26 protein-coding genes and 1 pseudogene are annotated in these 22,493 nt (G+C 74.3%); 15 read left to right on the top strand and 12 right to left on the bottom strand.

What is annotated here, in order from left to right:
* Positions 1-117 precede the first annotated feature (117 nt).
* Genes ACWCYO_RS28450 through ACWCYO_RS28440 form a run of 3 tightly spaced genes read left to right on the top strand, consistent with a single transcriptional unit; the run spans position 118 to position 2,955 of the window.
* Positions 118-1,101 (top strand): alpha/beta hydrolase, encoded by a 984-nt coding sequence (locus tag ACWCYO_RS28450; protein WP_270140340.1) that lies wholly within the window; start codon positions 118-120, stop codon positions 1,099-1,101.
* Positions 1,098-1,886 (top strand): glycine betaine ABC transporter substrate-binding protein, encoded by a 789-nt coding sequence (locus ACWCYO_RS28445; RefSeq protein WP_270140342.1) that lies wholly within the window; start codon positions 1,098-1,100, stop codon positions 1,884-1,886. The genes ACWCYO_RS28450 and ACWCYO_RS28445 overlap by 4 nt, the downstream gene beginning before the upstream one ends.
* A 25-nt stretch (positions 1,887-1,911) precedes the next feature.
* Entirely contained in the window at positions 1,912-2,955 is a 1,044-nt protein-coding gene (locus tag ACWCYO_RS28440) for a zinc-binding alcohol dehydrogenase family protein (RefSeq protein WP_270140344.1), read from the top strand.
* An 8-nt stretch (positions 2,956-2,963) separates the two neighbouring features.
* On the opposite strand, the gene ACWCYO_RS28435 is transcribed toward ACWCYO_RS28440, so the two are convergent.
* On the bottom strand, positions 2,964-3,959 hold the full coding sequence (locus ACWCYO_RS28435) for a GlxA family transcriptional regulator (protein ID WP_270140346.1): 996 nt from the start codon (positions 3,957-3,959) through the stop codon (positions 2,964-2,966).
* Positions 3,960-4,112: 153 nt separating this feature from the next.
* Between ACWCYO_RS28435 and ACWCYO_RS28430 the strand changes: the two genes are divergently transcribed.
* Positions 4,113-4,418: a putative quinol monooxygenase gene (locus ACWCYO_RS28430; RefSeq protein ID WP_270140348.1), complete on the top strand. Its 306-nt coding sequence runs from the start codon at positions 4,113-4,115 to the stop codon at positions 4,416-4,418.
* Between the two features lie 219 nt (positions 4,419-4,637).
* Positions 4,638-5,582, top strand: a complete 945-nt coding sequence (locus ACWCYO_RS28425; RefSeq protein ID WP_449785784.1) for a polysaccharide lyase — start codon at positions 4,638-4,640, stop codon at positions 5,580-5,582.
* A gap of 6 nt (positions 5,583-5,588) precedes the next feature.
* Here the strand turns inward: ACWCYO_RS28425 and ACWCYO_RS28420 are convergent, their stop codons facing one another.
* Entirely contained in the window at positions 5,589-6,041 is a 453-nt protein-coding gene (locus tag ACWCYO_RS28420) for a MarR family winged helix-turn-helix transcriptional regulator (protein ID WP_270140350.1), read from the bottom strand.
* A gap of 119 nt (positions 6,042-6,160) precedes the next feature.
* On the opposite strand from ACWCYO_RS28420, the gene ACWCYO_RS28415 reads away from it, so the two are divergent.
* Entirely contained in the window at positions 6,161-6,553 is a 393-nt protein-coding gene (locus ACWCYO_RS28415; RefSeq protein ID WP_270140352.1) for a nuclear transport factor 2 family protein, read from the top strand.
* Positions 6,554-6,692: 139 nt separating this feature from the next.
* Here the strand turns inward: ACWCYO_RS28415 and ACWCYO_RS28410 are convergent, their stop codons facing one another.
* Positions 6,693-7,283 (bottom strand): YbaK/EbsC family protein, encoded by a 591-nt coding sequence (locus ACWCYO_RS28410; protein ID WP_270140354.1) that lies wholly within the window; start codon positions 7,281-7,283, stop codon positions 6,693-6,695.
* A 153-nt stretch (positions 7,284-7,436) separates the two neighbouring features.
* Here ACWCYO_RS28410 and ACWCYO_RS28405 point away from each other — a divergent pair, with 153 nt between their 5' ends.
* Positions 7,437-8,477, top strand: a complete 1,041-nt coding sequence (locus ACWCYO_RS28405) for a zinc-binding alcohol dehydrogenase family protein (protein ID WP_449785783.1) — start codon at positions 7,437-7,439, stop codon at positions 8,475-8,477.
* Between the two features lie 32 nt (positions 8,478-8,509).
* Here ACWCYO_RS28405 and ACWCYO_RS28400 read toward each other — a convergent pair whose 3' ends face one another.
* Positions 8,510-8,881, bottom strand: a complete 372-nt coding sequence (locus ACWCYO_RS28400) for a hypothetical protein (RefSeq protein WP_449785782.1) — start codon at positions 8,879-8,881, stop codon at positions 8,510-8,512.
* Positions 8,882-9,039: 158 nt separating this feature from the next.
* Between ACWCYO_RS28400 and ACWCYO_RS28395 the strand changes: the two genes are divergently transcribed.
* From ACWCYO_RS28395 to ACWCYO_RS28375, 5 genes are all read left to right on the top strand, one after another.
* A complete protein-coding gene (locus tag ACWCYO_RS28395) occupies positions 9,040-9,552 on the top strand; it encodes a nucleoside-triphosphatase (protein ID WP_449785781.1) in 513 nt (170 codons plus the stop codon).
* 28 nt (positions 9,553-9,580) lie between these two features.
* Entirely contained in the window at positions 9,581-9,886 is a 306-nt protein-coding gene (locus ACWCYO_RS28390; RefSeq protein WP_270140362.1) for a hypothetical protein, read from the top strand.
* 217 nt (positions 9,887-10,103) lie between these two features.
* Entirely contained in the window at positions 10,104-10,727 is a 624-nt protein-coding gene (locus ACWCYO_RS28385) for an LURP-one-related/scramblase family protein (RefSeq protein ID WP_270140364.1), read from the top strand.
* A 251-nt stretch (positions 10,728-10,978) separates the two neighbouring features.
* Complete coding sequence (locus ACWCYO_RS28380) at positions 10,979-11,782, top strand: hypothetical protein (RefSeq protein ID WP_449785780.1); 804 nt, start codon at positions 10,979-10,981, stop codon at positions 11,780-11,782.
* 104 nt (positions 11,783-11,886) lie between these two features.
* Complete coding sequence (locus ACWCYO_RS28375) at positions 11,887-12,942, top strand: NAD-dependent epimerase/dehydratase family protein (RefSeq protein ID WP_449785779.1); 1,056 nt, start codon at positions 11,887-11,889, stop codon at positions 12,940-12,942.
* A gap of 2 nt (positions 12,943-12,944) precedes the next feature.
* Here the strand turns inward: ACWCYO_RS28375 and ACWCYO_RS28370 are convergent, their stop codons facing one another.
* Together ACWCYO_RS28370 and ACWCYO_RS28365 are read right to left on the bottom strand one after the other, a co-directional pair.
* On the bottom strand, positions 12,945-14,096 hold the full coding sequence (locus tag ACWCYO_RS28370) for a sensor histidine kinase (RefSeq protein ID WP_270140369.1): 1,152 nt from the start codon (positions 14,094-14,096) through the stop codon (positions 12,945-12,947).
* Positions 14,093-14,902: a response regulator transcription factor gene (locus ACWCYO_RS28365; protein WP_449785778.1), complete on the bottom strand. Its 810-nt coding sequence runs from the start codon at positions 14,900-14,902 to the stop codon at positions 14,093-14,095. The genes ACWCYO_RS28370 and ACWCYO_RS28365 overlap by 4 nt, the downstream gene beginning before the upstream one ends.
* A 170-nt stretch (positions 14,903-15,072) precedes the next feature.
* Between ACWCYO_RS28365 and ACWCYO_RS28360 the strand changes: the two are divergent.
* The 3 genes and pseudogenes from ACWCYO_RS28360 to ACWCYO_RS28350 all read left to right on the top strand — a co-directional run.
* A pseudogene (locus ACWCYO_RS28360) lies at positions 15,073-15,759 on the top strand (glycosyltransferase family 2 protein); the annotation flags it as partial.
* The gene (locus ACWCYO_RS28355; RefSeq protein ID WP_449785786.1) at positions 15,733-16,422 is read left to right on the top strand and encodes a TIGR04282 family arsenosugar biosynthesis glycosyltransferase; all 690 of its coding nucleotides are present in this window, start codon (positions 15,733-15,735) and stop codon (positions 16,420-16,422) included. The pseudogene ACWCYO_RS28360 and the gene ACWCYO_RS28355, both read left to right, overlap by 27 nt.
* Positions 16,419-17,072, top strand: coding sequence for a class I SAM-dependent methyltransferase (locus tag ACWCYO_RS28350; protein ID WP_270140373.1), 654 nt, complete (start codon positions 16,419-16,421; stop codon positions 17,070-17,072). Before ACWCYO_RS28355 ends, ACWCYO_RS28350 begins: the two co-directional genes overlap by 4 nt.
* Before the next feature lie 32 nt (positions 17,073-17,104).
* On the opposite strand, the gene ACWCYO_RS28345 is transcribed toward ACWCYO_RS28350, so the two are convergent.
* From ACWCYO_RS28345 to ACWCYO_RS28320, 6 genes are all read right to left on the bottom strand, one after another.
* Positions 17,105-18,193, bottom strand: a complete 1,089-nt coding sequence (locus tag ACWCYO_RS28345) for a hypothetical protein (RefSeq protein ID WP_449785777.1) — start codon at positions 18,191-18,193, stop codon at positions 17,105-17,107.
* Between the two features lie 57 nt (positions 18,194-18,250).
* A complete protein-coding gene (locus ACWCYO_RS28340) occupies positions 18,251-18,907 on the bottom strand; it encodes a cytochrome b/b6 domain-containing protein (RefSeq protein ID WP_449785776.1) in 657 nt (218 codons plus the stop codon).
* Positions 18,891-19,604, bottom strand: coding sequence for a molybdopterin-dependent oxidoreductase (locus ACWCYO_RS28335; RefSeq protein ID WP_270140378.1), 714 nt, complete (start codon positions 19,602-19,604; stop codon positions 18,891-18,893). The genes ACWCYO_RS28340 and ACWCYO_RS28335 overlap by 17 nt, the downstream gene beginning before the upstream one ends.
* Positions 19,605-19,657: 53 nt before the next feature.
* A complete protein-coding gene (locus ACWCYO_RS28330) occupies positions 19,658-21,034 on the bottom strand; it encodes a glycosyltransferase 87 family protein (protein WP_449785775.1) in 1,377 nt (458 codons plus the stop codon).
* A 7-nt stretch (positions 21,035-21,041) separates the two neighbouring features.
* Complete coding sequence (locus tag ACWCYO_RS28325) at positions 21,042-21,896, bottom strand: S-methyl-5'-thioadenosine phosphorylase (RefSeq protein ID WP_449785774.1); 855 nt, start codon at positions 21,894-21,896, stop codon at positions 21,042-21,044.
* An 86-nt stretch (positions 21,897-21,982) separates the two neighbouring features.
* Positions 21,983-22,483 carry a hypothetical protein gene (locus ACWCYO_RS28320; RefSeq protein ID WP_449785773.1) on the bottom strand — a complete coding sequence of 167 codons (501 nt, stop codon included), beginning with the start codon at positions 22,481-22,483 and terminating at the stop codon, positions 21,983-21,985.
* Positions 22,484-22,493 lie beyond the last annotated feature (10 nt).

Here is a 22,493-nt window from a genome sequence, read left to right as displayed (position 1 = left end):
GCGGCCACCTGGTGCAGGGCCATGTCGATGCCACCGGGCGGCTGTTGAGCCGCGAGCCCGGCGAGCGCGACGCGGACGGCAACCTGCGCTGGGAGCGGAAACCCGGAGGAACCCTCCATGCCCCAACCGTCCGAGCCGCCGGCCCCGGTCCTCGACCCGGCCGCCCGCGCGCTCGCCGACCAGGCGGCGGCCGGGCCCGACCCGCGCCGGCTTCCCCTGTCGGAGCTCCGCGCCCGGCTGGACCTGGCCCAGTCCGGCCCGGTCGACCGCCCCGACGCCCAGATCGAGGACCTGTCCGTGGCCGGGCCGGACGGCCCGGTCCGTGTCCGGCTGGTACGGCCGACCGTTCACGTCCCGTCGCCGCTGCCGGTGATCCTCTACCTGCACGGCGGCGGGTGGATCGCCGGCAGCGTGGTCAGCCACGACCGGCTGGTCCGGGAGCTGGCGGTGGGGGTGGGCGCGGCCGTGGTCTTCGTGGACTACGACCTCGCCCCCGAAGCCCCCTATCCCACCGCCCTGCGGCAGGCCCGCGCGGCGGCCCACTGGGTGGTCGACCACGGCCCCGGGCAGGGGCTGGACCCCGCCCGGATGGCCGTGGCCGGGGACAGCGCCGGCGGCAACCTGGCCGCCGCGCTGACCCTGCTGGCCAAGGAGCACGGCGAGTTCGCCTTCCGCCACCAGGTGCTCATCCACCCACCCCTCTCGGCGGACTGTGACACCGACTCCTACCGCCGCTTCGCCCGGGGCTACTTCCAGAGCGCCGATCACCTGCGCTGGCTGTGGCAGCAGTACGTACCCGATCCGGCGCGGCGGAGCGAGCCGACGGCCGCGCCACTGAACACCGAACTCCACCAACTCACCGGACTGCCACCGGCGTTGGTGATCACCGCCGAGGCCGACGCAGTTCGCGACGAGGCGGAGGCGTACGCCGCGAAGCTGCGCACGGCCGGCGTGCCGGTCACCTGCGTGCGCTACCAGGGCACGGTCCACGCCTTCGTCGTCCTCGACGCCCTGCGGGGGACCAGTGCCGCCCGCGCCGCGCTCGCCCAGATCGTCGCGACCCTGCGCGAGGCACTCCACCCACCACAGGAGATCCCGTGAACACTCCCCCGTCCGGGCCCACGATCACCGTGGGCAACATCGCCCTGTCCTTCCACCGCGCCACCGCGGCCGTCACCCGCCGGGTGCTGGAGGCCCACGGTCACCGGGTCGAGAGCATCGAGGCCCCGCACGAGCAGCTGTTCCGGCTCCAGGCCGAGGGCCGGGTCGACGTCCTGGTCTCCGCCTGGCTGCCCTCCAGCCACCACACCTACCTCGCGGCCTACCGCGACCAGGCGCACCTGCTCGCCCCGCACTACCAGCCGTACTGCGTGTGGGCGGTGCCGCCGTACGTCCCGGCCGAGGCGGTGCGCGAGGTCGCCGATCTCGCCCGGCCCGACGTCGCCGCCCGCGTGACGCGCGCCATCGACGGCATCAACCCGGGCGCCGGCATCAGCCGCTTCTCCGCCCGGATGGTCACCGCCTACGGCCTCGACCGCGCCGGATACACCTTCACCCCCGGCACCGAGGCCGGCTTCATCGCGCGGGTCGAACAGGGGATCGCCGACCGCGAGTGGTTCGTGATCCCGCTGTGGCGCCCCCAGTACCTCAACCGCCGCCACCACCTCCGCCCACTGGCCGAGCCCAAGGGCCTGCTCGGTACCGTCGACGCCGCCGCCCCGGTCATCCGCCGGGCGAGCCTCGGCCACATCCACCCCGAGGCACTGGCCCGCCTCGACGCCCTCCACCTGGGCAACGACGGTGTCGAGGAACTCGACGCCTGGATCAACACCGACGGCCTCACCCCGTTGCAGGCCGCCGACCGCTACCTCGCGGCCCACCCGTAGCCGCCCATCCACCGGAGACCTGCAGATGCACCCGCACACCGACACCATGCCCGCCGTCGCCTACCGCACCAGCCTGCCGATCGACGACCCCGCCAGCCTGGAGGACCTCGAACTGCCGCTCCCCCAGCCCGGCCCCCACGACCTGCTGGTCCGGGTGGAAGCCGTCGCCGTCAACCCTGTGGACCACAAGGTCCGGCAGAACGCCGACCCGGGCGGCGAGCCCCGGGTGCTCGGCTGGGACGCCGCGGGCACCGTGGTCGCCGTCGGCGAGCAGGTGACCCTGTTCCGCCCCGGCGACGACGTCTACTACGCCGGCGCACTCGACCGCCCCGGCACCAACTCCCGCTTTCACGCGGTCGACGAGCGGCTGACCGGCCCCAAGCCCGCCACCCTCTCCTTCACCGAGGCAGCCGCCCTGCCGCTCACCACGCTCACCGCCTGGGAGGGCCTGTTCGAACGACTGGGCCTGCGCCACGGCGACCTCGCACGGACCGGCACCCTGCTGGTCACCGCGGCGGCGGGCGGCGTCGGCGCAATCGTCACCCAACTCGCCCGCACCCTCACCGGCCTGACCGTGATCGGCACCGCCTCCCGGCCCGAGACCGTCGAGTTCGCCCGCCGGATGGGCGCCCACCACGTGATCGACCACCACCGGCCGCTGACCGACCAGTTGGCGTCCGTCGCACCCGGCGGCATCGACCACGTGTTCAGCACCGCCGGCACCGACCGCAACCTCGCCGCCTACGCCGAAGCACTCAACCCCTTCGGGCAGATCGTCGCCATCGACGACTTCGACACCCTGGCGATCGGCGCCCTGAAGGCCAAGAGCGTCTCGTTCCACTGGGAGTTCATGTACACCCGATCGATGTTCCGGACCCCCGACCAGGCCACCCAGCACCGCATCCTCGCCGAGCTCTCCCGGCTGGTCGACGCCGGGCTGATCACCACCACCGCCACCCGGGACCTCGGCCCGATCAACGCCGCCAACCTCCGCAAGGCCCACCGCCACCTGGAGTCCGGCCGCGCCATCGGCAAGACCACCCTGACCGGCTGGGCGATCGACGCGTAGCGCAGGCCCTAGGACGGCGTCGCGTCCTGCGCCGGGGCATCGACACCCCCACGGCGCAGCGTCTCGAGGGACGAGCCGCGTCGACGCCGTACGAGTTCCCGCAGCGTGCTGACGTTGCGGTAACCGACCCGGCCGGCGATCGCCTCGGCGCTGAGCGTGGTGGTGCGCAGCAGGAAGGTCGCCTCGTCCAGGCGGATGTCCTGGATGAACTCCAGGGGCGATCTGCCGAGCACGGTCTGCGCGGTGCGCTGCAGGGTACGCTGGCTCACGCCCAGCGTGCGGGCGGCCTCGGCCAGCGGGGGCGGATCGGCCAGGTGCGTCCTGGCCCACCGTTCGAAGGCCGCCATCAGCGGGTCCGCCTGGGCCAGTTGGGTGGGGAGAGCGAAGGCGGCCTGCGAGGGCCGGTCGCCGATCAGCAGGTACCGGGCGACCAGGTCGGCCAGGGCGGGGCTGTGCCGCTGCACCACCCACAGCGCGAGGTCGATGTGGGCGAAGGCCGCGCCCGCGGTGGTGACCGGCCCGTCCTGGACCAGCGTCCGCGAGTCCTCCAGCACCACGGCGGGGTAGCGGGCGCGGAAAGCCGGGCCCAGCCACCAACTGGTCGTGACGCGCCGCCGTTCGAGGGCGCCCGACTCGGCCAGGAAGAACGCTCCGCTGCACGCGGCGGCCAGCGGGGTGCCGGCGGTGGCGCAGGCCGCGGCGAGCTCGAGCAGCCACGCGTTGGCGGGCTCGCGGACCGCCGCGACCACTCGGTCGGGAGCCTGGAAGCCCACCGCCGGCATCAGCAACAGGTCCGTCCCGTGCGGGAGTTCCCCGACCGGAACGGTCGTCAGGCTCAGCCCGTTCCCGGTACGGACCTGCGGCCCCGCGCCGATCACCGTCACTGAGAACGGTGGCGCGCCACCGTCCCGCGTGCTCAGCGAGTTCGCCGTACCGAGCACGTCCATGATCGCCGAAAGCCCCGAGTCGAAGACGCCGTCGACAACCGCCATCCCTATCCGCATGACGCGAACGGTACTGGAAACGTCGTTTCCGCCGCTCGTGGCGGATCGATCACGACCCTAACGTCTTTCCCGGGCCGGAAGTCCGCTACCGGCCCCAGGCCGCGGAGCCACCCACGGCACCGCGGATTCACAACCCACCAAGGAGATCCCCTCATGACGCTGAAGCTCGGAGTCCTCGCGCTGCTGACCGCCAAGCCCGGCAAGGAGGCAGAGCTGGCCGCCTTCCTGGACGCCGGCCGCGCCGTCGTCCAGGACGAACCCGGCACCCGGGTCTGGTACGCGTTCCAGGTCGACGGCGCGACCTTCGGCATCTTCGACGCCTTCGCCGACGAGGACGCGCGCCGGGCCCATCTCACCGGCCGCATCCCCGCCGCTCTCGCCGAGGTCGGCCTGGAACTGCTCGCCGGCGCCCCCGACATCCGCCTGGTCGACGTCCTCGCGGTCAAGCCCGGATCCTGAGGGCGGGCTGCCGGCGCACGGCCACTGCGCGAGGCGCATCGGTAGCCTGACGGACAACCAGACGGGTGCCCCGATCCGACGATCGGGGCACCCTGCTCAGCGCCGCCCGCAAGCGTCGACCCCCGCCCGGAGACAACGGGCTTGCCGCGGGGCGGCGCTCGCGGGCGGCCGCATCGGCTGGATCCGCAACCGATGGAACCGACGGAGAAGAGGAATCCCGTGCAACCAGACTTTCAGCGAGCCGGGCGGCGGCGCCGGCCGGCCGCCTCGGCAGCGGTCGGCGTCACCGTCCTGGCGCTGGCGGCCGCCGCCGCCAGCTGCGGCGCGGCGCCGGCCGGCCAGCGCCCTCACCATCCGGCGCCCCGGCAGCCCGCGGTCGCGGCGAGCGGCCCTGCCGGCGGAGGTGCCGCCTGGGCCGGGCAGTTCACCGGCTACGGCTCCGCGTCGTGGCAGCACGCCTGGGGCGTCGCCGCGCAGGGAGCCTGGGGCGGCGGCGACCTGGCCGAGGTCTCCGACCCCACCGCCCCCGGTGACGGGTCCGCCCTCCAGGTCACCTACGGAGCAGGCTCCTCGGACCACAAGTGCGCCGACTGCCCTGCCAGCGGGGGCGGCCAGTTCTACATGGACCTGAACGCCCTCGGCCTGTCCGCACTCGCCCAGGGCCCCACCCTGGACCTCAAGTACTCCGTCCGGTTCCCCGCCGGCCGCGACTGGGGCAGGGCCGGCAAGCTGCCCGGACTCTACGGAGGCGGGATCGGTCAGGAGTCCGGCGGCAACCACGGCGACGGCTGGTCCACCCGCTACATGTGGCGCGGGGCCAACGGCGTACCCGACAACGGCGAGGTCTACCTCTACACGCCCACCAACTCGGGCCCGACCGGCTACGGCGTGGACGAGGGCCTCGGCGACTGGCGGTTCCTCGCCGACGACCGCTGGCACACCGTCGAGCAGCTGGTGAACCGCGGCACCGGCGACATCACCGTCTGGTACGACGGCCGCCAGGTGCACGCCACCAAGGGCACCGCCTCCGGCATCGGCTCGATCCCCTTCGGCGGAGTGCTGTTCTCCACCTTCTACGGCGGCCACGACACCAGCTGGGGCCCGGCGAGCACCCAGCGCGCCTACTTCGCCGACTTCAGCCTCTCCCCTGCCGTCCAGCACTGATCGGGGTCAGGGCTCCGGGGTGAACGGGCCGGCCTCGACGAAGCGTCGCAGCTGGTGGGCGAAAGTCTGCACCTCGGCGGGTGTCCAGGCGGCGAGCGAATCCCGGACCCGCGCGGCGAGCCGGTCCCGGGTGACTCCCACCAGGCGCTGCCCCTCCTCGGTGAGGGCGAGGAGGGTGGCACGGCGGTCGGCGGGGTCCGGTTCGCGTCGAAGCAGGCCTGCCCGTTCGAGGCGGTCGGCGCGCCGGGTGACGTTGGAACGGTCGAGCCCGACCTCGCGGCCGAGGTCGGCGGCGCTGCACGGGCCGGTTCGGGCCAGGCCGCTGAGGACGGGGTAGGTGAGGTCGTCGAGGGCCTCGCCGAGGCCCTCGGTGAGCTGCCCGTAGAGGTGGGCCCTGGTGCTGCGGCGCACCAGCAGGCCCAGCGCCTCGGCGATCTCGTGTCCGGCGTCATTCGTCACACCCCGAAGAATAGCGTGCGCTACGCACGTATCAGCTGCTAGGGTCACCATCAGCTTCGATGCGTGCGCAGCGCACGCATCCGCCTCCCTTCATCCTTTCTGCCATCCCGGAGGAACCCGTGTCCCAGACCGACATCGCCACCGCGCTCACCGACCTGCTCTTCACCCCGGGCCTCGACCTGGACGAGGCCGTGGACCGCCACTTCGCCCCCGACTACCGCCAGCGCACCGACGGCCGCTGGGACGACCGGCAGGACTTCCTCGCCCACATCGCCCACCTGCGCACCGTCGTGGCCACCGGTTCGGTCCGGGTGCACGACGAGCTCGTGGACGGGCACCGCTACGCCGACCGGCACACGGTGGAGGTCACCAAGACCGACGGGTCGGCCGTCCGGATGGAGGTCTACCTCTTCGGCGAGTTCGCCCCCGACGGGCGGTTCCGGCGGATCGAGGAGACCACCCTCCTGCTCGACGGCACCGAGGGCGACCGGAACCTCGGCAGCGCCCGATGAGCCCGGCCGACCGCGAACGAGCGCCAGGCGAACAGGACTTGGCCGCCCGGGCCGGCGGCCGCGGGCGCGGGCACGGCCACCCAGGCCCGTGGCCGGCTCGCCCCGCCGCGCTCCCGCGGCGGCCGCACCTGAGGTACCGTCAGGCCTCGATCGTGGTCGGCTCCACCGTGACAGCGAGACCCGGAACGACCTCGGCACCCGGCAGCGCGGCCAGCGCCCACCCCGGCAGGATCAGCTTCCCGCGGCGCCGCCCACTGCCGACCAGCACGTGCGGCGCGGCGGCCACCGCCTCGTCGACCAGCAGCGGCCACCCACCCGGGAGCCCCACCGGCGTGATGCCCCCGTACTCCATCCCGGTCGCCTCGACCGCGGCGTCCATCGGCGCGAACGACGCCTTGCGCGCCCCGAGGTGCTTGCGGACCGCCTGGTTCACGTCCAACCGGGTCGTGGCCAGGACGACGCAAGCGGCCATCGTGACCTCCCCGCCCCGCTTGGCGGCGACCACCACGCAGTTCGCCGAGTACTCCAGCGGCGCGTCGTACGTCTCGCAGAACACCGCGGTGTCCGCCTTCGCCGGATCCGTGTCCACGTACAGCACCGCCCCGGCCGCCTCCGGCGCGCCCCATCCCCCCAGTGCCCCGGCCACCGGCCCGGCGAGCTCGTCCCTGACCTCGAGGGCCGGGCGGACGGTGGAGAAGTTCCCGAAGGGAGGCGTCACACGGTCGCTCATGCGAGCACCCTAGCGAAGCCCCACCGCCCGCATCCACCGAACCCGCCCACCGCGACGCGGAGTTCGGCGGCCAGGCGCCCGGCCTGGCACCGCGCCCGCCCCGGAGGCAGGCTGGAAGGAGCAGCCTTGTGCGGTGGACGGCGGGAGTCGGCGATGGACACGACGCGACGGGTGGTCGGCGAGACCGGCGCCTGGGTGGTGGCGCACCCGGGTCCGGTGGGCGGCGCGGGCCCGGGGCCGTTGGAGTGGGAGCGGCGGCCGGTCCCCGAGCCGGGGCCCGGGGAGGTCCTGGTGGAGGTGGAGGCGTGCGGGGTGTGCCGCACCGACCTGCACCTGGCCGAGGGGGACCTCTCCCCCAGGGTGGCGAGGTGCACGCCGGGGCACGAGGTGGTCGGACGGGTCCGGGCGGTCGGCGCCGCGGTCGAGGACTTCGCCCCCGGGGACCGGGCCGGCGTGGCCTGGCTGGCCCGGACCTGCGGCAGCTGCGCGTACTGCCGCACCGGGCGGGAGAACCTCTGCCCGGAGTCGCGCTACACCGGCTGGGACCGGCAGGGCGGCTACGCCGGCCACCTGACCGCCGACGCCCGCTTCGCCTACCGCCTGCCCGAGGGCCCGCCCGCCGAGGAGCTCGCCCCGCTGCTGTGCGCCGGGATCATCGGCTACCGCGCCCTGCAACGGGCCGACCTGCCATCCGGCGGACTGCTGGGCATCTACGGCTTCGGCGCCTCCGCCCACCTCACCGCCCAGATCGCCCTGGCCCGGGGCGCCCGGGTGGCCGTGTTCACCCGGGGTGCGGCGGCCCGACTGCTGGCCCTGGAACTGGGCGCCACCTTCGCCGGCGACTCCTACGACCCCGCACCGCAACCGCTGGACGCCGCCATCCTCTTCGCCCCGGCCGGCGAGCTGGTACCGGTCGCCCTGACCGCGCTGGACCGCGGCGGTACGCTCGCCGTCGCAGGCATCCACCTCAGCGACATCCCCCTGCTCGACTACCAGCGCCACCTCTTCCAGGAACGCACGCTGCGCAGCGTCACCGCCAACACCCGGTCCGACGGCCGCGCCTTCCTCGCCGAAGCCGCCCGGATCCGTCCGGTGGTGCACGTCAACCGCTACCCGCTGGCGCAGGCGGACACCGCACTCGCGGACCTCGCCGCCGACCGGGTCACCGGGGTCGCGGTGCTGCTGCCGCAGTAGCCGACCCGGGCCTCCGGGTCGGCAGGAGCCGCCTACCCGGGAGCCTGGAGCTGCTCCCGCCCGAGCGGTCGCTCCGCGAGCAGTTCACCGCTGTCCGGGTCGTACAGCTCGATGGTGCAGCGGTGGCCGATTCGTCCGAAGACTCCGATCAGCTCGGTGATTCCGGCGATCGCGATCTCCCCCGTGAAGATCACCGGATCCAGCGGGAGCACCGACAGCCGCGCGTAGCTGTGCTCGGCCTCGAACTCCGTCCAGGACTGCTTGCGCACCCGCCAGCCCCACCCGAAGAGGATCTCCGCCACCTGCTGGGCGTCGGCCGCCGTCGGCACCGAGCCGGCGATGTCCACGGTGAGGGCCCGGTCGTCGAACCTCGGGCCGGCGCTCCAGCCGGACGAGAACTTCATGGCGGCAGCGTAGGACCGCAGGCCCCGACGGCACACCCGGTTATCGGGGCCGACCGGCCGCGTCCGGTCCGCCGATCGGCGTTGCGGCCCGGGCTCGCGGAGGGACACGCTGGTGACAGGGGGCCGCCACCACTCGACCGCCCGATGCGGAGCCCGCGATGCCGACCAGGATCCTGCTGGAAGGGCGCCCCGGCAGCGGCAAGACCACCGCGATCCGCCGGCTGGCGGCGCTGCTGCGGGCCCGGGAGACCGTCGGCTTCACCACGGAGGAGATCCGTACGGACGGTGCCCGGATCGGCTTCGCCCTGGAGACGCTGTCGGGGGAGCGGGCGGTGCTCGCCCACGTCGACCTTCCCGGGCCGCCCCGGGTCGGGCGGTACGGCGTCGACCTGGGTGTGATGGAGCGCCTGGCGCTGCCGTCCCTGGTGTGGTCGGCGGGGGCGCTCGTGCTCGTCGACGAGCTCGGGCGGATGGAGCTGGCCCACCGTCCGTTCGAGGAGGCCGTCCGGGCGCTGTTCAGCGCCGACGTCGACGTGGTGGCCACCGTGCAGGCGCAGCACGGCCCGTTCACCGACGCCCTCAAGCACCGCACCGACATCGAGATGGTCCAGCTCACCCGGGCGAACCGCGACGCCCTCCCGGCGCAGCTGGCGGCCCGCCTGACGCGCTGACGGGACAGTCCGAGAGGAGGCGCACGCGATGGCACGCCACCGCGACGACCGGCACACCGCGCTGCTGCGGGCCTCGGCCCGCTGGTCCGGGCGCGCCGACCGCTGCGCCGACTGGACCCGCCGGGGCGTGGAACGGTGCCGCCGCTGGGCGCGCGAAGGTGCCCGGCGGCCCGGTGAGCTGGCGCCCCCGTCCTGGTTCGCCATCGCCCTCCCGTTCGGCATCGCCTGGTACCGGGCCCTCGGCGGCCCGGCCCAGGCCTGGTGCCGGGCCGCCGGCTGGTCGTGCCGACTCCTCGCCCGCGCCCTGGGCGGCCCGGCCCGGACCGGCGGCTGAGCCGGGCGGCGGTGCGGCCGGGCGCTCGACGACGGGCCCGATGGGCAGCCGTCGGCCAACGGGCGCACCATGGCTGACCTGCGACGACTCCGCCGGACAACGACCTTCTGCGCGCTCTGTGCAGATTGTGCAACAGAGCCCGGAAGGGGCTGTCTGCCACCCGGATCCCGTCCCTAAGATCATCCCCGCAATCGCACCTCACACGGGACGAGAGAACATGAGCAACGAGTTCGGCGGCCTGCTCGGCATCGCGCAGCAGCTGTTCAGCGACACGCCGCAGCAGGGCCACGGCGAACACCACGACAACTTCCTGATGGACCTGGGGCAGAAGCTGATGGACGGCCACCAGCCCGTGCAGGAGGGCGTCGTCTACGACATCGACGAGAAGTTCTTCTCCCCGACCCACGACTTCTGGATCAAGCGCGACGGTGAGCGCGTGTTCCAGGTCGACGAGAAGATGTTCAGCTTCAGCGGCGTGATCGCTCTCCAGGACCCCGAGGGCAACGAGCTGTACCGGATCTCCGAGAAGATCATGACGCTCCGGGACATCCGCTACCTCAAGCGCGGCGAGCAGACCATCGCCACCGTGAAGAAGGCGCTCTTCTCGCCGCTGGTCTACAAGTTCACCGTGACGTTCGAGAACGGCGCGGAGATCCACGTCACCGGCAACATCACCGACCACCAGTACGCCATCACCTACGGCGAGCAGGAGATCGCGCACATCTCCCGCGAGTGGTCGCTGCTGAGCGAGCACTACTCGGTCAAGATCATCCCCGGTCAGGACGACGCGCTGCTCCTCACCATCGCCGCCTGTGCCGAGGCCATGGTCCTCGACGACTGATCCACCGCGCGCCGCCGCACGAGGCCGCCGCCCTCGTCCACCGCCGCCACCGGCAGCCGTGGACGAGGGCGGCGTCGGTTCGTGCGCCGGAAGCCTCCGGCGCTTTCCCGGCCGGCTCGGATCCGGCGGCCCGCGCCTCCCGCCCAGGACCTTCGGTGGGAACTCACCGAACTCGGCGGCAGCCCTACCGACGGCGACCCGAACGGCACCGCATCCTGTCCACACACCGCCCACCCGAGACGGAGGCACCCTTGCGCATCACCGACGCCCGTACCGGGCAACGCACCGAGATCCGCCCGCACCGGGTCGGGCTCCTGCGCGCGACCATCGACGTCGGCGAGCCGGGCCGCCCGTTCGCCCTCGGGGACTTGCGAGCCCTGGTGACCGGTGACGTACTGGCCCGAACCTGCGAGGCCCAGGGCCTGCAGGTGATCACCGAACTCGTCGTCCCGGACGCCCCCGGCGAGAAGACCCGGGTCCTGCTCGAGGCCGCCGGCCGGCTCGGCGTCCACCCGCCCGCCCGCCTGAGCACACGTCACGACGCGGACGCCTCCGACCCGGCCACGGCCGACCTCGCCATCACCAGCCGCTCACCCGTGCACGCCGGCCCCGCGTCCGCGCCGCTCCTGGTCACCGGCCCGGTGACGACGCCCCGGCACGCCCGTCCGGACTCCGGGGACGCACCGTCGGCCTCGATCACCGTGGACGGGCCCGACCCCCTCGCGCTGCGCCTCACCTTCCTCGAACACGCCGTCACCGCCCCGATCCGGTTGACCGACGACGATCTGGCGGACGCGGCCGAGACGCTGGCCCGCTGGCGCGCGCTGGTGGCCGACACCGCCCGCGAGCCGTCCGGTCCTCCGGACGCCGGCATGGTCCAGGCGGGCTTCGACGGCCTCGCCGAGGATCTGGACGCCCGGGTCGCGGTGCGCGCCCTGCATGCTCTGGAGGCCCGGGCCGCCCTGCCGGACGGCACCCGCTTCGAGACCTACGTGCGCCTGGACCAGGTCCTCGCCCTCGAACTCGGCCGCGACATCGGCCGAACGCCCGGATGAACCGGCCGGGCGCGGTCCCGATCGCCGCCCGGAGTCTTACCGAAGCGTGACACCACGCCCGCCTCGGCCGGTTCTCCGCGCGTCGGCCGGTAGCGTCGGCGGTCATGAGGATTCTGGTCACCGGCGGTGCCGGGTTCATCGGTTCGGCGGTCGTACGGGCCCTGGCAGCGGCGGGCCACGAGGTCCGCGTCCTGGACGCGCTGCTGCCCGCCGTCCACCCCCGCGGGGTACCGCCCGTGCTGCCGGACGGCGTGGAGCTGCGGCACGGCGACGTGCGGGACGCGGGGATGGTCGAGCGGGCACTGGCCGGTGTGGACGCGGTCTGCCACCAGGCGGCGATGGTCGGCCTGGGCCTGGACCTCGACGACGCGCCCGCCTACGCCGGCTGCAACGACCTGGGCACGGCGGTGCTGCTCGCCGCGATGGCGCGCTCGGGAGTGCGGGACCTGGTGCTCGCCGGGTCGATGGTGGTCTACGGGGAGGGCCGGTACCGGTGCACGGTGCACGGGGACGTCTCGCCCGGTCCGCGGCGCCCGGACGCGCTGGACGCCGGCCGCTTCGAGCCGCCGTGCCCACGGTGCGGCGCCGACCTGAGCCCCGGGCTGGTGGCCGAGGACGCGCCGGCCGACCCGCGCAACGTCTACGCGGCCACCAAGCTGGCCCAGGAGCACCTGGCCGGCGCCTGGGCCCGCGCCTGTGGGGGCCGCGTCCTGACGCTGCGCTACCACAACGTCTACGGACCGGGCATGCCGCGCGACACCCCGTACGCCGGGGTCGCCTCGCTGTTCCGCTCGGCACTGGCCCGGGGCGAGGCGCCGAGGGTGTTCGAGGACGGCGGCCAGCGCCGGGACTTCGTCCACGTCCGGGACGTCGCGGACGCCAACCTCGCCGCGCTCGCCTCGGTCGGCGGCCGGCTCCCGGGCAGCGTCCGGGCGTACAACGTGGGCAGCGGCGAGGTCCGGACGGTCGGCGAGACGGCCGAGGCGCTGGCCGCCGCCCACGACGGGCCGGCGCCGGTGGTGACGGGCCAGTACCGGCTCGGCGACGTCCGGCACATCACCGCCGACTCCACCCGGCTGCGCGAGGAACTCGGCTGGCGGACCCGAGTGTCCTTCGCGGACGGCATGCGGGAGTTCGCGGCCGCCCCGCGAGGCGCCTGACCTCAGCTCCGGGCGGCGGGAAGGGCGATCTCGAAGCAGCAGCCCCCGGCGACGTTGTACACCCGGGCGCGACCGGCGTGGGCCTCGACGATGCCGCGGACGATGGCGAGTCCGAGCCCGGCGCCACCGCTCTCGACCCGCTCCCGGGAACTCCCCGGCACGGCCGGGCGAGGGGTGCGGGCGGTGCTGCCGCGCCACCCCGTCTCGAACACCCGGGGCAGGTCCGGCTCCGGGATGCCGCCGCAGCCGTCGGTGACCGAGAGCACCACCTGGTCCGCGTCCCGGCGGGCGGAGACGGCCACCACGCCGTCCTCGGGGGTCGAACGGATCGCGTTGACCAGGAGGTTGCCGAGCACCCGGGTGATCTCACCGGTGTCCACCTCGACGGGTTCCGCGGCGACCTGCCGCCCCTCCAGCCGGACCCCGCTCTGCCGGGCCAGCGGGTGGGCCGCGGCGAGCGCGTCGTCGACGAGGTCGTAGACGGACGCCCGCGACAACGACAGGGACAGCGCTCCGGCCTGGATCCGGGAGAGCTCGAACAGGTCGTCCACCATCCCGGTGAGCCGCTCGACCTCCGTGCGCATCCGCTGCAGGTAGTCCTGCGGGCGCTCGGCCACACCGTCCTCCAGCGCCTCCGCCATGGCGCGCAGGCCGGCGAGCGGGGTGCGCAGGTCGTGCGAGATCCAGGCGATCAGCTCGCGGCGGGAGCTGTCCAGGGCCTGCGCCCGGGCCCGGGACTCGGCCAGCCGGGCGCTGGTGGCGGCGAGCTCCGCGCTGAGCTGGGCCAGTTCCAGGCCGAGCGGAGGCTCCGGCGCGGCGAACCCGGTGTCGCTGCCCACCGTCCTGGCAGCGGCGGTCAGCGCCCTGCTGCCGGCCACGACCTGGCGGCCCAGCAGCGCGGCGGTCGCCAGCGACACCACCGCGGCCATCCCCAGTACCGTGATCACCACCCCGAGGTCGTGCCGGGACAGGAACATCGCCTGGGCGACGGCGAAGGTTCCGGAGGTGACCGCCAGCACGGTGACGGCGGCGACGCAGAACAGCGACAGCGCGAGCGAGCGCCGGCGCAGCAGCCGGACGGCCGCCCAGCCGAGCAGGCCGGCCCCGCCGGCGCCGAGCGCGGCGAACAGGGCGATCAGCGACAGGTCCTTCATGCCGGTCCGTCCGTCCCCTCCATCGCCGGGGCGGTCACGTCCGCCGGGGCGGGCACGTCCACCGCGGCGGGCACGTCCACCGGGTCGTAGCGGTAGCCGACGCCCCAGACCGTGCTGATCAGCACCGGCGCGGCGGGGTCGTCCTCGACCTTCTCGCGCAGCCGGCGGATGTGGACGGTGACGGTGGACAGGTCACCGAAGTCCCAGCCCCAGACCCGCTCCATCAGCTCCTGCCGGGAGAACACCGTCCGCGGGTGCCGAAGCAGGAACGACAGGAGGTCGAACTCCCGTACCGTCAGGAGCAGTTCACGCCCACCCCGGTGAACCCGACGAGCCTGCGGGTCGAGCGCGAGGTCACCGGAGACCACCCGTCCGCCCTCCGGGCGGACGGGTGCGCCGGCCCGGGAGCGGCGCAGCACCGACTGGACCCGCAGGACGAGTTCCCGGGGGCTGAACGGCTTGGTGACGTAGTCGTCCGCACCCAGTTCCAGCCCGAGGATGCGGTCCGTCTCGTCGCCCCTCGCGGTGAGCAGGACGACCGGCAGGTCTGCGCCGTCCGCGGTGGCGCGCAGCCTGCGCAGGATCTCCAGGCCGTCGATGCCCGGCAGCATGAGGTCCAGGACCAGCAGGTCCGGGCGGTGGGCGCGGGCCAGCGCGAGCCCCTGCGGGCCGTCGGCGGCACGGTCGACGTGGTGGCCGGCCCGGGTGAGGTAGCCGGTGACGACCTCGGCCACGGTGGGGTCGTCGTCGACCACCAGGATGCGGCCGGGGCGCGGTGGTCCGGCGGTGGTGGGGCTCTCGTTCACCCCGCCGAGGATAGGGCCCGCCGGCCGGTGGTCGGCGGCGCACCGGGGCCGGCGTTCGCGTTCCGTAAGATCCCGGGTCTTCGCGCGATCCCCCGAACGGGCTCCGCCGCACCGACGTAGCACTTCCGTAAGGGCGCGGTTCGGGCCGGGCGGGACCGGCCGCGGTTAGCGTGACCGGCGTGACTTCCTCCCTCCCTCCCGCACCGGTCGCCGACGTCATCCTGCCCTGCCTGGACGAATCCGCCGCGCTGCCGTGGGTCCTCGAGCGCATCCCGGCCGGTTGGCGGGCCGTCGTCGTGGACAACGGCTCCCGGGACGGCTCCGCCGAGCTCGCCCGTTCCCTCGGCGCGACCGTGGTCGAGGAGCCCCGGCGCGGCTTCGGCGCCGCCTGCCACGCCGGGCTGCGCGCCGCCACCGCGGACCTGGTCTGCTTCCTGGACTGCGACGGCTCGCTCGACCCCGCCCAGCTCCCCCGGGTCGCCGGCCCAGTCCTGGACGGCACCGCCGACCTGGTACTCGGCCACCGCCGGCCGAGTACCGCCGGGGCCTGGCCGCCGCACGCGCGGCTCGCCAACGCCTTCCTGGCCCGACGGCTGCGGGCCCGCACCGGCGCCCCGCTGCACGACCTCGGTCCGATGCGGGCCGCCCGCCGCGAACGGCTGCTGGCGCTGGGCCTCGGTGACCGGCGCTCCGGCTACCCCCTGGAGATGGTGCTCTCGGCCTCGGCCGCCGGACTGCGGATCGCCGAGACCCCGGTCGACTACCTGCCCCGCGCGGGCCGCTCCAAGGTCACCGGCACTCTGCGCGGCACCCGCCAGGCCGTCCGCGACATGCGGGCGGTGCTGGCCGCGCCGCCGCCCACACTGCTGCTGATCGCCAAGGCGCCCGTCCCCGGCCGGGTGAAGACCCGCCTCACCCCGCCCTGCACCCCGTCCCAGGCGGCGGCCCTGGCCGAGGCCGCGCTCGCCGACACCCTGCACACCCTGTCCGCGATGCCCGCCGGCCGCCGCCTGCTGGTCCTGGACGGCGAACCCGGCGGCTGGCTGCCGCCGGGCTGGGAGGTCGTCCCGCAGTGCGGCGGCGGCCTGGACCGGCGGCTGGCCGCCGCCTTCGCGCACGCCGCCCGGCTGGCCCCGCGGGCCCCGGCGCTGCTGGTCGGCATGGACACCCCGCAGCTCGACGCGGCCGCGCTGGCCGAGCCGCTGTCCGCCGCGCGACGGCCGGGCGCGGACGCCTGGTACGGCCCGGCGGCCGACGGCGGCTTCTGGGCGCTGGGGCTGGCCCGGCCGACCGCGCGGCTGGCCGCCCTCGTCCTGCACGGCGTGCCGATGTCCACCCCGGTCACGGGTGCCGCGCTCCTGCGCCGCCTGGCGCAGGCCGGCCTGACCGTCCGCCACCTGCCCGCGCTGACGGACGTGGACACCGTCGAGGACGCCCGGCAGGTGGCCGACGAGGTTCCGGCGAGCCGCTTCGCCACCCGGCTGCGAGCCCTCGACATCGCGCCGGAGGTGGCGAGTTGACGGTCGCCGCGCCCTGGGTGGACGACCCCTTCGCCGACGCCGTCCGCACCGGCCGGGGCCCGCTGTGGCTGCGCCGCGAGGACGGCCGACGGCTGCACCTGGACATCGAGCGCTGGTGCGCCCCGGCGGCCGGCGCCGACCACAGCCTGCTGCACCGCTGCACCCAGCTGGCCACGCCCGTCCTCGACCTCGGCTGCGGCCCGGGCCGGCTGGTGGCCGCGCTGCTCGCCCTCGGGGTGCCCGTCCTCGGGGTGGACGTGACCAGGGCGGCGGTCGCCCGCACCGTGGGCCTCGGCGGCCCGGCGCTCTGCCGCTCCGTCTTCGACCGCCTGCCCGCCGAGGGCCGCTGGGGCGCCGCGCTCCTCGCGGACGGCAACCTCGGCATCGGCGGCGACCCGGACGCGCTGCTCCGCCGGAGCGCCCAACTCATCGCCCCGGAGGGACTGTTGCTGGTGGAGGTGGATCCGGAGGAGGTGGACGAGCGCGCCGTCGTCCGGGTGGAGGGGGCGGACGGCCGGCTCGGCCCGGCCTTCCCCTGGGCCCGGCTCGGCACCACCGCCACCCTCCGGCGGGCCCGGGCCGCGGGCCTCCTGGAGGCGGAGCGCTGGACCTCGTACGGACGCCGCTTCCTCGCGCTGCGCAAGGGGTGAGCCGGCCGGAGGCCCCACTGCCGGCCAGCGGATCACACCACGGGAACTCCCAGGAAGACAGCGGCGGTCCTGCGTTTGTCGTACACACAGGTGTGGCTGCCGGAAGTGGTGTCCAGGTCGCAGATCTGTGCCCGCACATCGATGAACTGGTAGGCGCTCAGCGAAACGGGGTTGTCGATGACCGCTTTGACCGTTCCGTTCGCATCGGGTTCCAGGGACCCGCTGGTGATCACGTCGCACGGGTTCGTCTCGTGGTGGACGGTGTTGCAGACCGCGTTGAGCAGGCAGTCGTCGAGGCGCCAGTACTTCTTCGCCGGGTCGGTGCCCCCGAAGCACGTGTCGGCGAGCGGGAAGGTTCGTGGAACCGCCTGCACGATGACACCGATCTTGTCACCATAGGCGAGTTTTGAACTCTCGACGGTGACGGACACCGCCCCGACGGATCCGGAGTTCTTCAACGAGGCGGAAATCTGCGGATAGGCCGCGGCCGTCTGGCTCTTGGTCTCCAGCCGGGCGGCCGCGAAGGTGGCAAGAGAAGTGAGGATCACCGCGCAGATGAGAAGGACCGACGTGATGCCCGGTCTGGGACCTGTCCGTGGCACGGGGGAAGGAGGCAGCTCCGCCCACACCGGTGGATCGACGACGGCCGGAACAGCCGTCGTCCGATACCTCAGAAAGCGGTGAATCCAGGTCAACGACCTTTTCCAACCACACCAGTAGAAGCCCAGGACCACCATCGCCGAGAACAGTCCGCCGGCGATGAGACTGACCCACAGACAGGCCTCGGGCGGGGTCCTCCTCGGAATGTCGATCACGCAGATCACGAGAGGGACCAGGCCGATGCAGGCCGCGAAGATGGCCGGCACGAAGTACGGCGGCATCCTCCGGCTGTTGGAGAAGAAAGTCGCCGTCATCGCGATGGCCAGGGCCAGCAGCAGGATGCCGGCCACCACTGCAGCCTCGAGCGGGTTGTTGCGGAGTACCGTCGTGAGCTCCGAGCTCTGAAGTCCGAGAAAGTTCACGGCAGCCACGAAGGCGGTCAGGAACAGCCCCAGGCCGTTCTTGATGTGGTCCAGCGTCGAGGATTCCGAATCCGAGGGGCCCTCTGCGCTCGAGCTCATGAAGGGGAACTCCTGTCTGCTCCACGGACAACGGCCAATCCTCGCAGCGACACACGGCTAGTCGTTCGATGACACGCGGTCGGGCCCGGCGCCGTTCCCGGCGGCCGGCCGGTCCTTCCCGGTCTGCCAGTGCGGGTGCTCGCGCTCGGCCCAGCTGCGCTCGACCAGCCCGGTCCGCATCCCGAGCCGTGACTCCCGGTCCCGCCAGGCCATCCGGACGTGCCCGAGGATCACCACGCCGATCGCGGCGGCCAGCCAGTCGTGCACGAAGGTCGCGCCGGTGCGCCAGGCCGGCGGGGCGAGGTGGGTGAGCCACATCAGCAGCCCGCTGCCGACGATCACCAGCATCGAGCCGAGCGTCCACTGCGCGTACAGCTTCTGCCCGGCGTTGAACTTGCCGGCCGGCCGGTGCGCGGCCCGGGTGCGGACGGCCCGCAGCCACTGCCAGTCCGTCGGGGTGAAGCGGCTGAGCCGGGTGGCGTCCGCCCGCACCGCCCGGGAGGCGAGGCCGAGCAGCAGCGGCACCGGCAGGGCCAGGCCGCACCACACGTGCAGGGTGACCACCAGAGGCCGGTTGCCGACCAGTTCGGCGAGCGGCGCGAGGTAGAGGCAGCCGGCCGTGGTCAGGCAGACGCCCATCAGCGCGGCGGTGGTGCGGTGCACCCAGCGCTCGGCCCGGGTGAAGCGCAGGACCAGTTCAGCTCGTCGGCGCATCGTCCCGCCCGTTCGACCGGCCGACCCAGGCGTCGACGTCATAACCGTTGCCCTCCCAGTACCCGGGCTCCACCGCGTCGGTGACGGTGATGCCCGAGAGCCACTTCGCCGACTTGTAGAAGTACATCGGCGCGACGTACAGCCGCACCGGCCCGCCGTGGTCGTGGGTGATCGGCTTGTCCTGCAGGCGCAGCGCGACGAGCACGTCGTCCCGCCGGGCCTGTTCCAGGGTGAGGCTCTCGGTGTACGCGCCGTCGAAGCAGCTGAAGCGCACGGCCTTGGCGCCCGGCCGCACCCCGGCGGCATCCAGCAGATGGGACAGCGGCACTCCTTCGAACGGGGTGTCCGGCACCCGCCAGCCGGTGACGCACTGGACGTCCTTGACCAGCCGTCGCTGCGGCATGGCCTGCAGGTCGGCCAGCCGGTGGGTGGCGGGGCGCTCGACCAGGCCGTCCACGGTGAGGGTGTAGCTCGCCGCGTCCCGCTCGGGGACGGAGGTCACCACCGAGTAGTACCGGAAGCCGTTGTTGCCGGGCAGCAGCCCGCTCAGGCCGCTCGGGTCCCGCTGCGCCAACGCCGACTCGGCGCGTTGCAGGAACGGTCCGGCGGCCACGCCGACCGCCCCGAGCCCGAGCAGCCCCAGCACCACCCGCCGCCCGACCGGGGTGCCCCTGTCCTCTTCGTCTGTTCTGTCCACGCGACGATTCGACCAGTTCGACCAGGGCCGGGGCCAGTGGCGGCGGCCTCCCGTCAGACTTTCGTCATCTCCGGCCGCGCCCTGCTCGCCGACCGGCTCGCCGCCCGGACCAGCACGGCCCGCGCGGCCCAGCGCAGCAGTGGTACCACGAGCACGCAGACCAGGGCGGCACCGTACGCGGCGCGCTGGGCGTCCTCACCGCCCTCCAGGTAGAGCACCTGCCCGGCCGCGGGCACGGCCAGCCACTCCCACCGTCCGTCCAGTGCGACCAGGGCCACCAGCAGGAGTCCGTACCAGGGGTAGCTCGGTGCGACGAGCAGCAGGGCCGTCCCGGTCACCAGGAACGCGCCCCGCCAGGGCCGGTCCGGGTCACCGCGCCGCAGCACCCACAGCACCACCGCCGCCAGCGCCAGGGCGGCCGCCCACGGGGCCCAGCGGTCGGGCAGCACCACCCGCAGCAGGCCGAACCGTTCGAGGTGCCCCTGCTCGTACCCCTCCTCCCGCAGGTAGCCGGGCAGGTAGCCCAGCACGCCCAGGCCCGAGGCCAGGACGTACGGGAGGTAGACCGCCGCGAACGTGCCGAGGGCCGACCCGAACAGCACCAGGTCCCGCCTGGTCGGCCGCCGCGCCAGCAGCCCGGACACCGCGCCGGGCAGGGCGAGCGCCGGCAGCAGCTTGGTCGCCACCGCCGCGCCGAGCAGGGCGCCGCCGGCGCCGGGCCGGCGGCGGGCGGCGCAGCCCAGCCCGGCCACCATGAGGAGCGCGCCGAGGGCGTCGACGTGCGCGTCGTTGACGGCCCACACCGTCACGCCCGGGCACCAGCCCCACAGCGCCGCCCGCCGGCTCCGCCCACCGACGAGGAGCAGCGTGCCGGTGGTGGCGACCGCCAGCAGGGCGCCGCCGACCTGCATGCCGCGCACTCCACCGCCGAAGGGGTGCGCGACGAGGAACCACGCCTCCGCGACCGGCGGATAGATGGTGTGCACGGCGGGCCGGTTGATCCGGATGCAGTCCCCGGCCGCGGTCCGGTGCTCGTCCCAGGCTTTGCAGCCGTCGCCGTCCGGGAAGAGGCCCGGATCGCGCAGCCGGAACAGGGCCGGGTCGTCCGGGGCGTACGCGTAGGGGGAGATGCCGGCCGCCTGGACCCGCCCGTCCCACACGTAGCGGTAGGCGTCGTCGCTGGTGCGGGGCGGCGCGAGCAGCCCGGTCGCGGCGACCAGCAGGCTCCCGGCCAGGACGACCGGCACCACCTGGCGGTCGCCCACCCTCCGCAGCAGGAGCAGCGCGAGCGCGAACAGGGCGGTGTCGAGGGCGTACCAGTCGTAGAGCGGCGGGCGGTCGCCGAGCGTCCCGCCGCCGGTCACGGTGAGGGCGAGGGCCGTCACCAGTGCGGTGAGGGCGACGGCGCAGGGCAGGGTCCGGGTGAGCACGGGCCGGTCAGTCGCCCGGGACACCGGGCAGACCGGTGGTGAGGCCGTCCAGCGCGTGCGGGCAGGGGCACTCCCGGACGGCGGGCAGGGCCTCCAGGGCCTTGAACAGCACCGTGCGCAGTCGGTCGACGTTGCCCGCGAAGACCTCCAGCACCTCGGTGTGGGTGACTCCGTCCCCGCTCCCCACCCCGGCGTCGTGGTCGGTGACCAGCGCCAACGAGGCGTAGCAGAGCCCGAGTTCACGTGCCAGCACGGCCTCCGGGTGCCCGGTCATGCCGACCGCCGACCAACCGTTGGCGGTGAACCAGCGGGACTCGGCCCGGGTGGAGAAGCGCGGGCCCTCGATCACCACCAGCGTCCCGCCGTCCACCGGCTCCCACGCCGCCCCGCGCGCCGCCTCCAGGACGGTCCGCCGCCCGGCCGGGCAGTACGGGTCGGCCATCGGCACGTGCACCACCCCGGGCACCGAGCCGTCCGGCAGCGGCTGCCCGTCGTAGTAGGTCTGCACCCGGCCCGAGGTGCGGTCCACGAACTGGTCCGGCACCAGCAGCGTGCCCGGTCCGTACTCCGCCCGCAGCCCGCCCACCGCGCACGGGCCCAGCACCTGCCGAACGCCCAGGGAGTGCAGCGCCCACAGGTTGGCGCGGTAGTTGATCCGGTGCGGCGGCAGGCCGTGACCACGCCCGTGCCGGGGCAGGAAGGCGACCCGCCGGCCGGCCACCTCGCCGAGGAACAGCGCGTCGCTGGGCGGCCCGTACGGCGTGTCGACCCGCACCTCGGTCACCTCGTCCAGCAGCGCGTACAGCCCCGAGCCGCCGATCACACCCAGCTCCGCCCGCGGCCTCTCCTGACCTGCCGTCATCTGTCCTACCTCTCGTGGGAAGCTCGTCGGAAGAGCGTCCCCGCCACTGTAGGAGCCGACCGGGGCGGACTCCGCGGACCACGGCCTTACGGTTTCCGAACGCCGTCGGACCGCGTGGAGCGCCCGGTTCGTCGAGCACGGCGGAGCTTGAGCGCGAGGCCGACGGCGGCCGCGCCGAAGAGGACTCCGGTGATGGCGAGCCACCGGCCGAGGTAGACCTCCTCCGACAGCCCGGTGGCGCCCGGGTAGGGCACGGAGAGGTCGAGGATCAGGGGGAACCAGACCAGCAGCAGGAGGCCGGACAGGAGCGCGGGCACCCGGAGGTAGTTGATCCAGCCCACGGTCGGCGCCGGCCCGGGGCGATGGCGCAGTACGGACCGGGCGGAGAGGTCGGCCAGCGAGTAGAGCGGGAGCAGGACGAGGTCGTGGGCGACGGCCGCGCCGACGAACCAGACGGCCACCGCGAGGGGCCGCACCGCCACGAGTCGCTCGACCGCGTAGCCGGTCAGAGCGAACGAGGCGAGGAGCACGAGCAGGTGCAGCGGCCCTGCGCCGTACCAGCGGAGGAAGGGTGCGCGGCGGTCCATCGTCAGGCCC

The organism is Kitasatospora sp. NPDC001683 (assembly GCF_053596495.1).
This window is presented reverse-complemented; position numbering and strand designations above follow the sequence as displayed.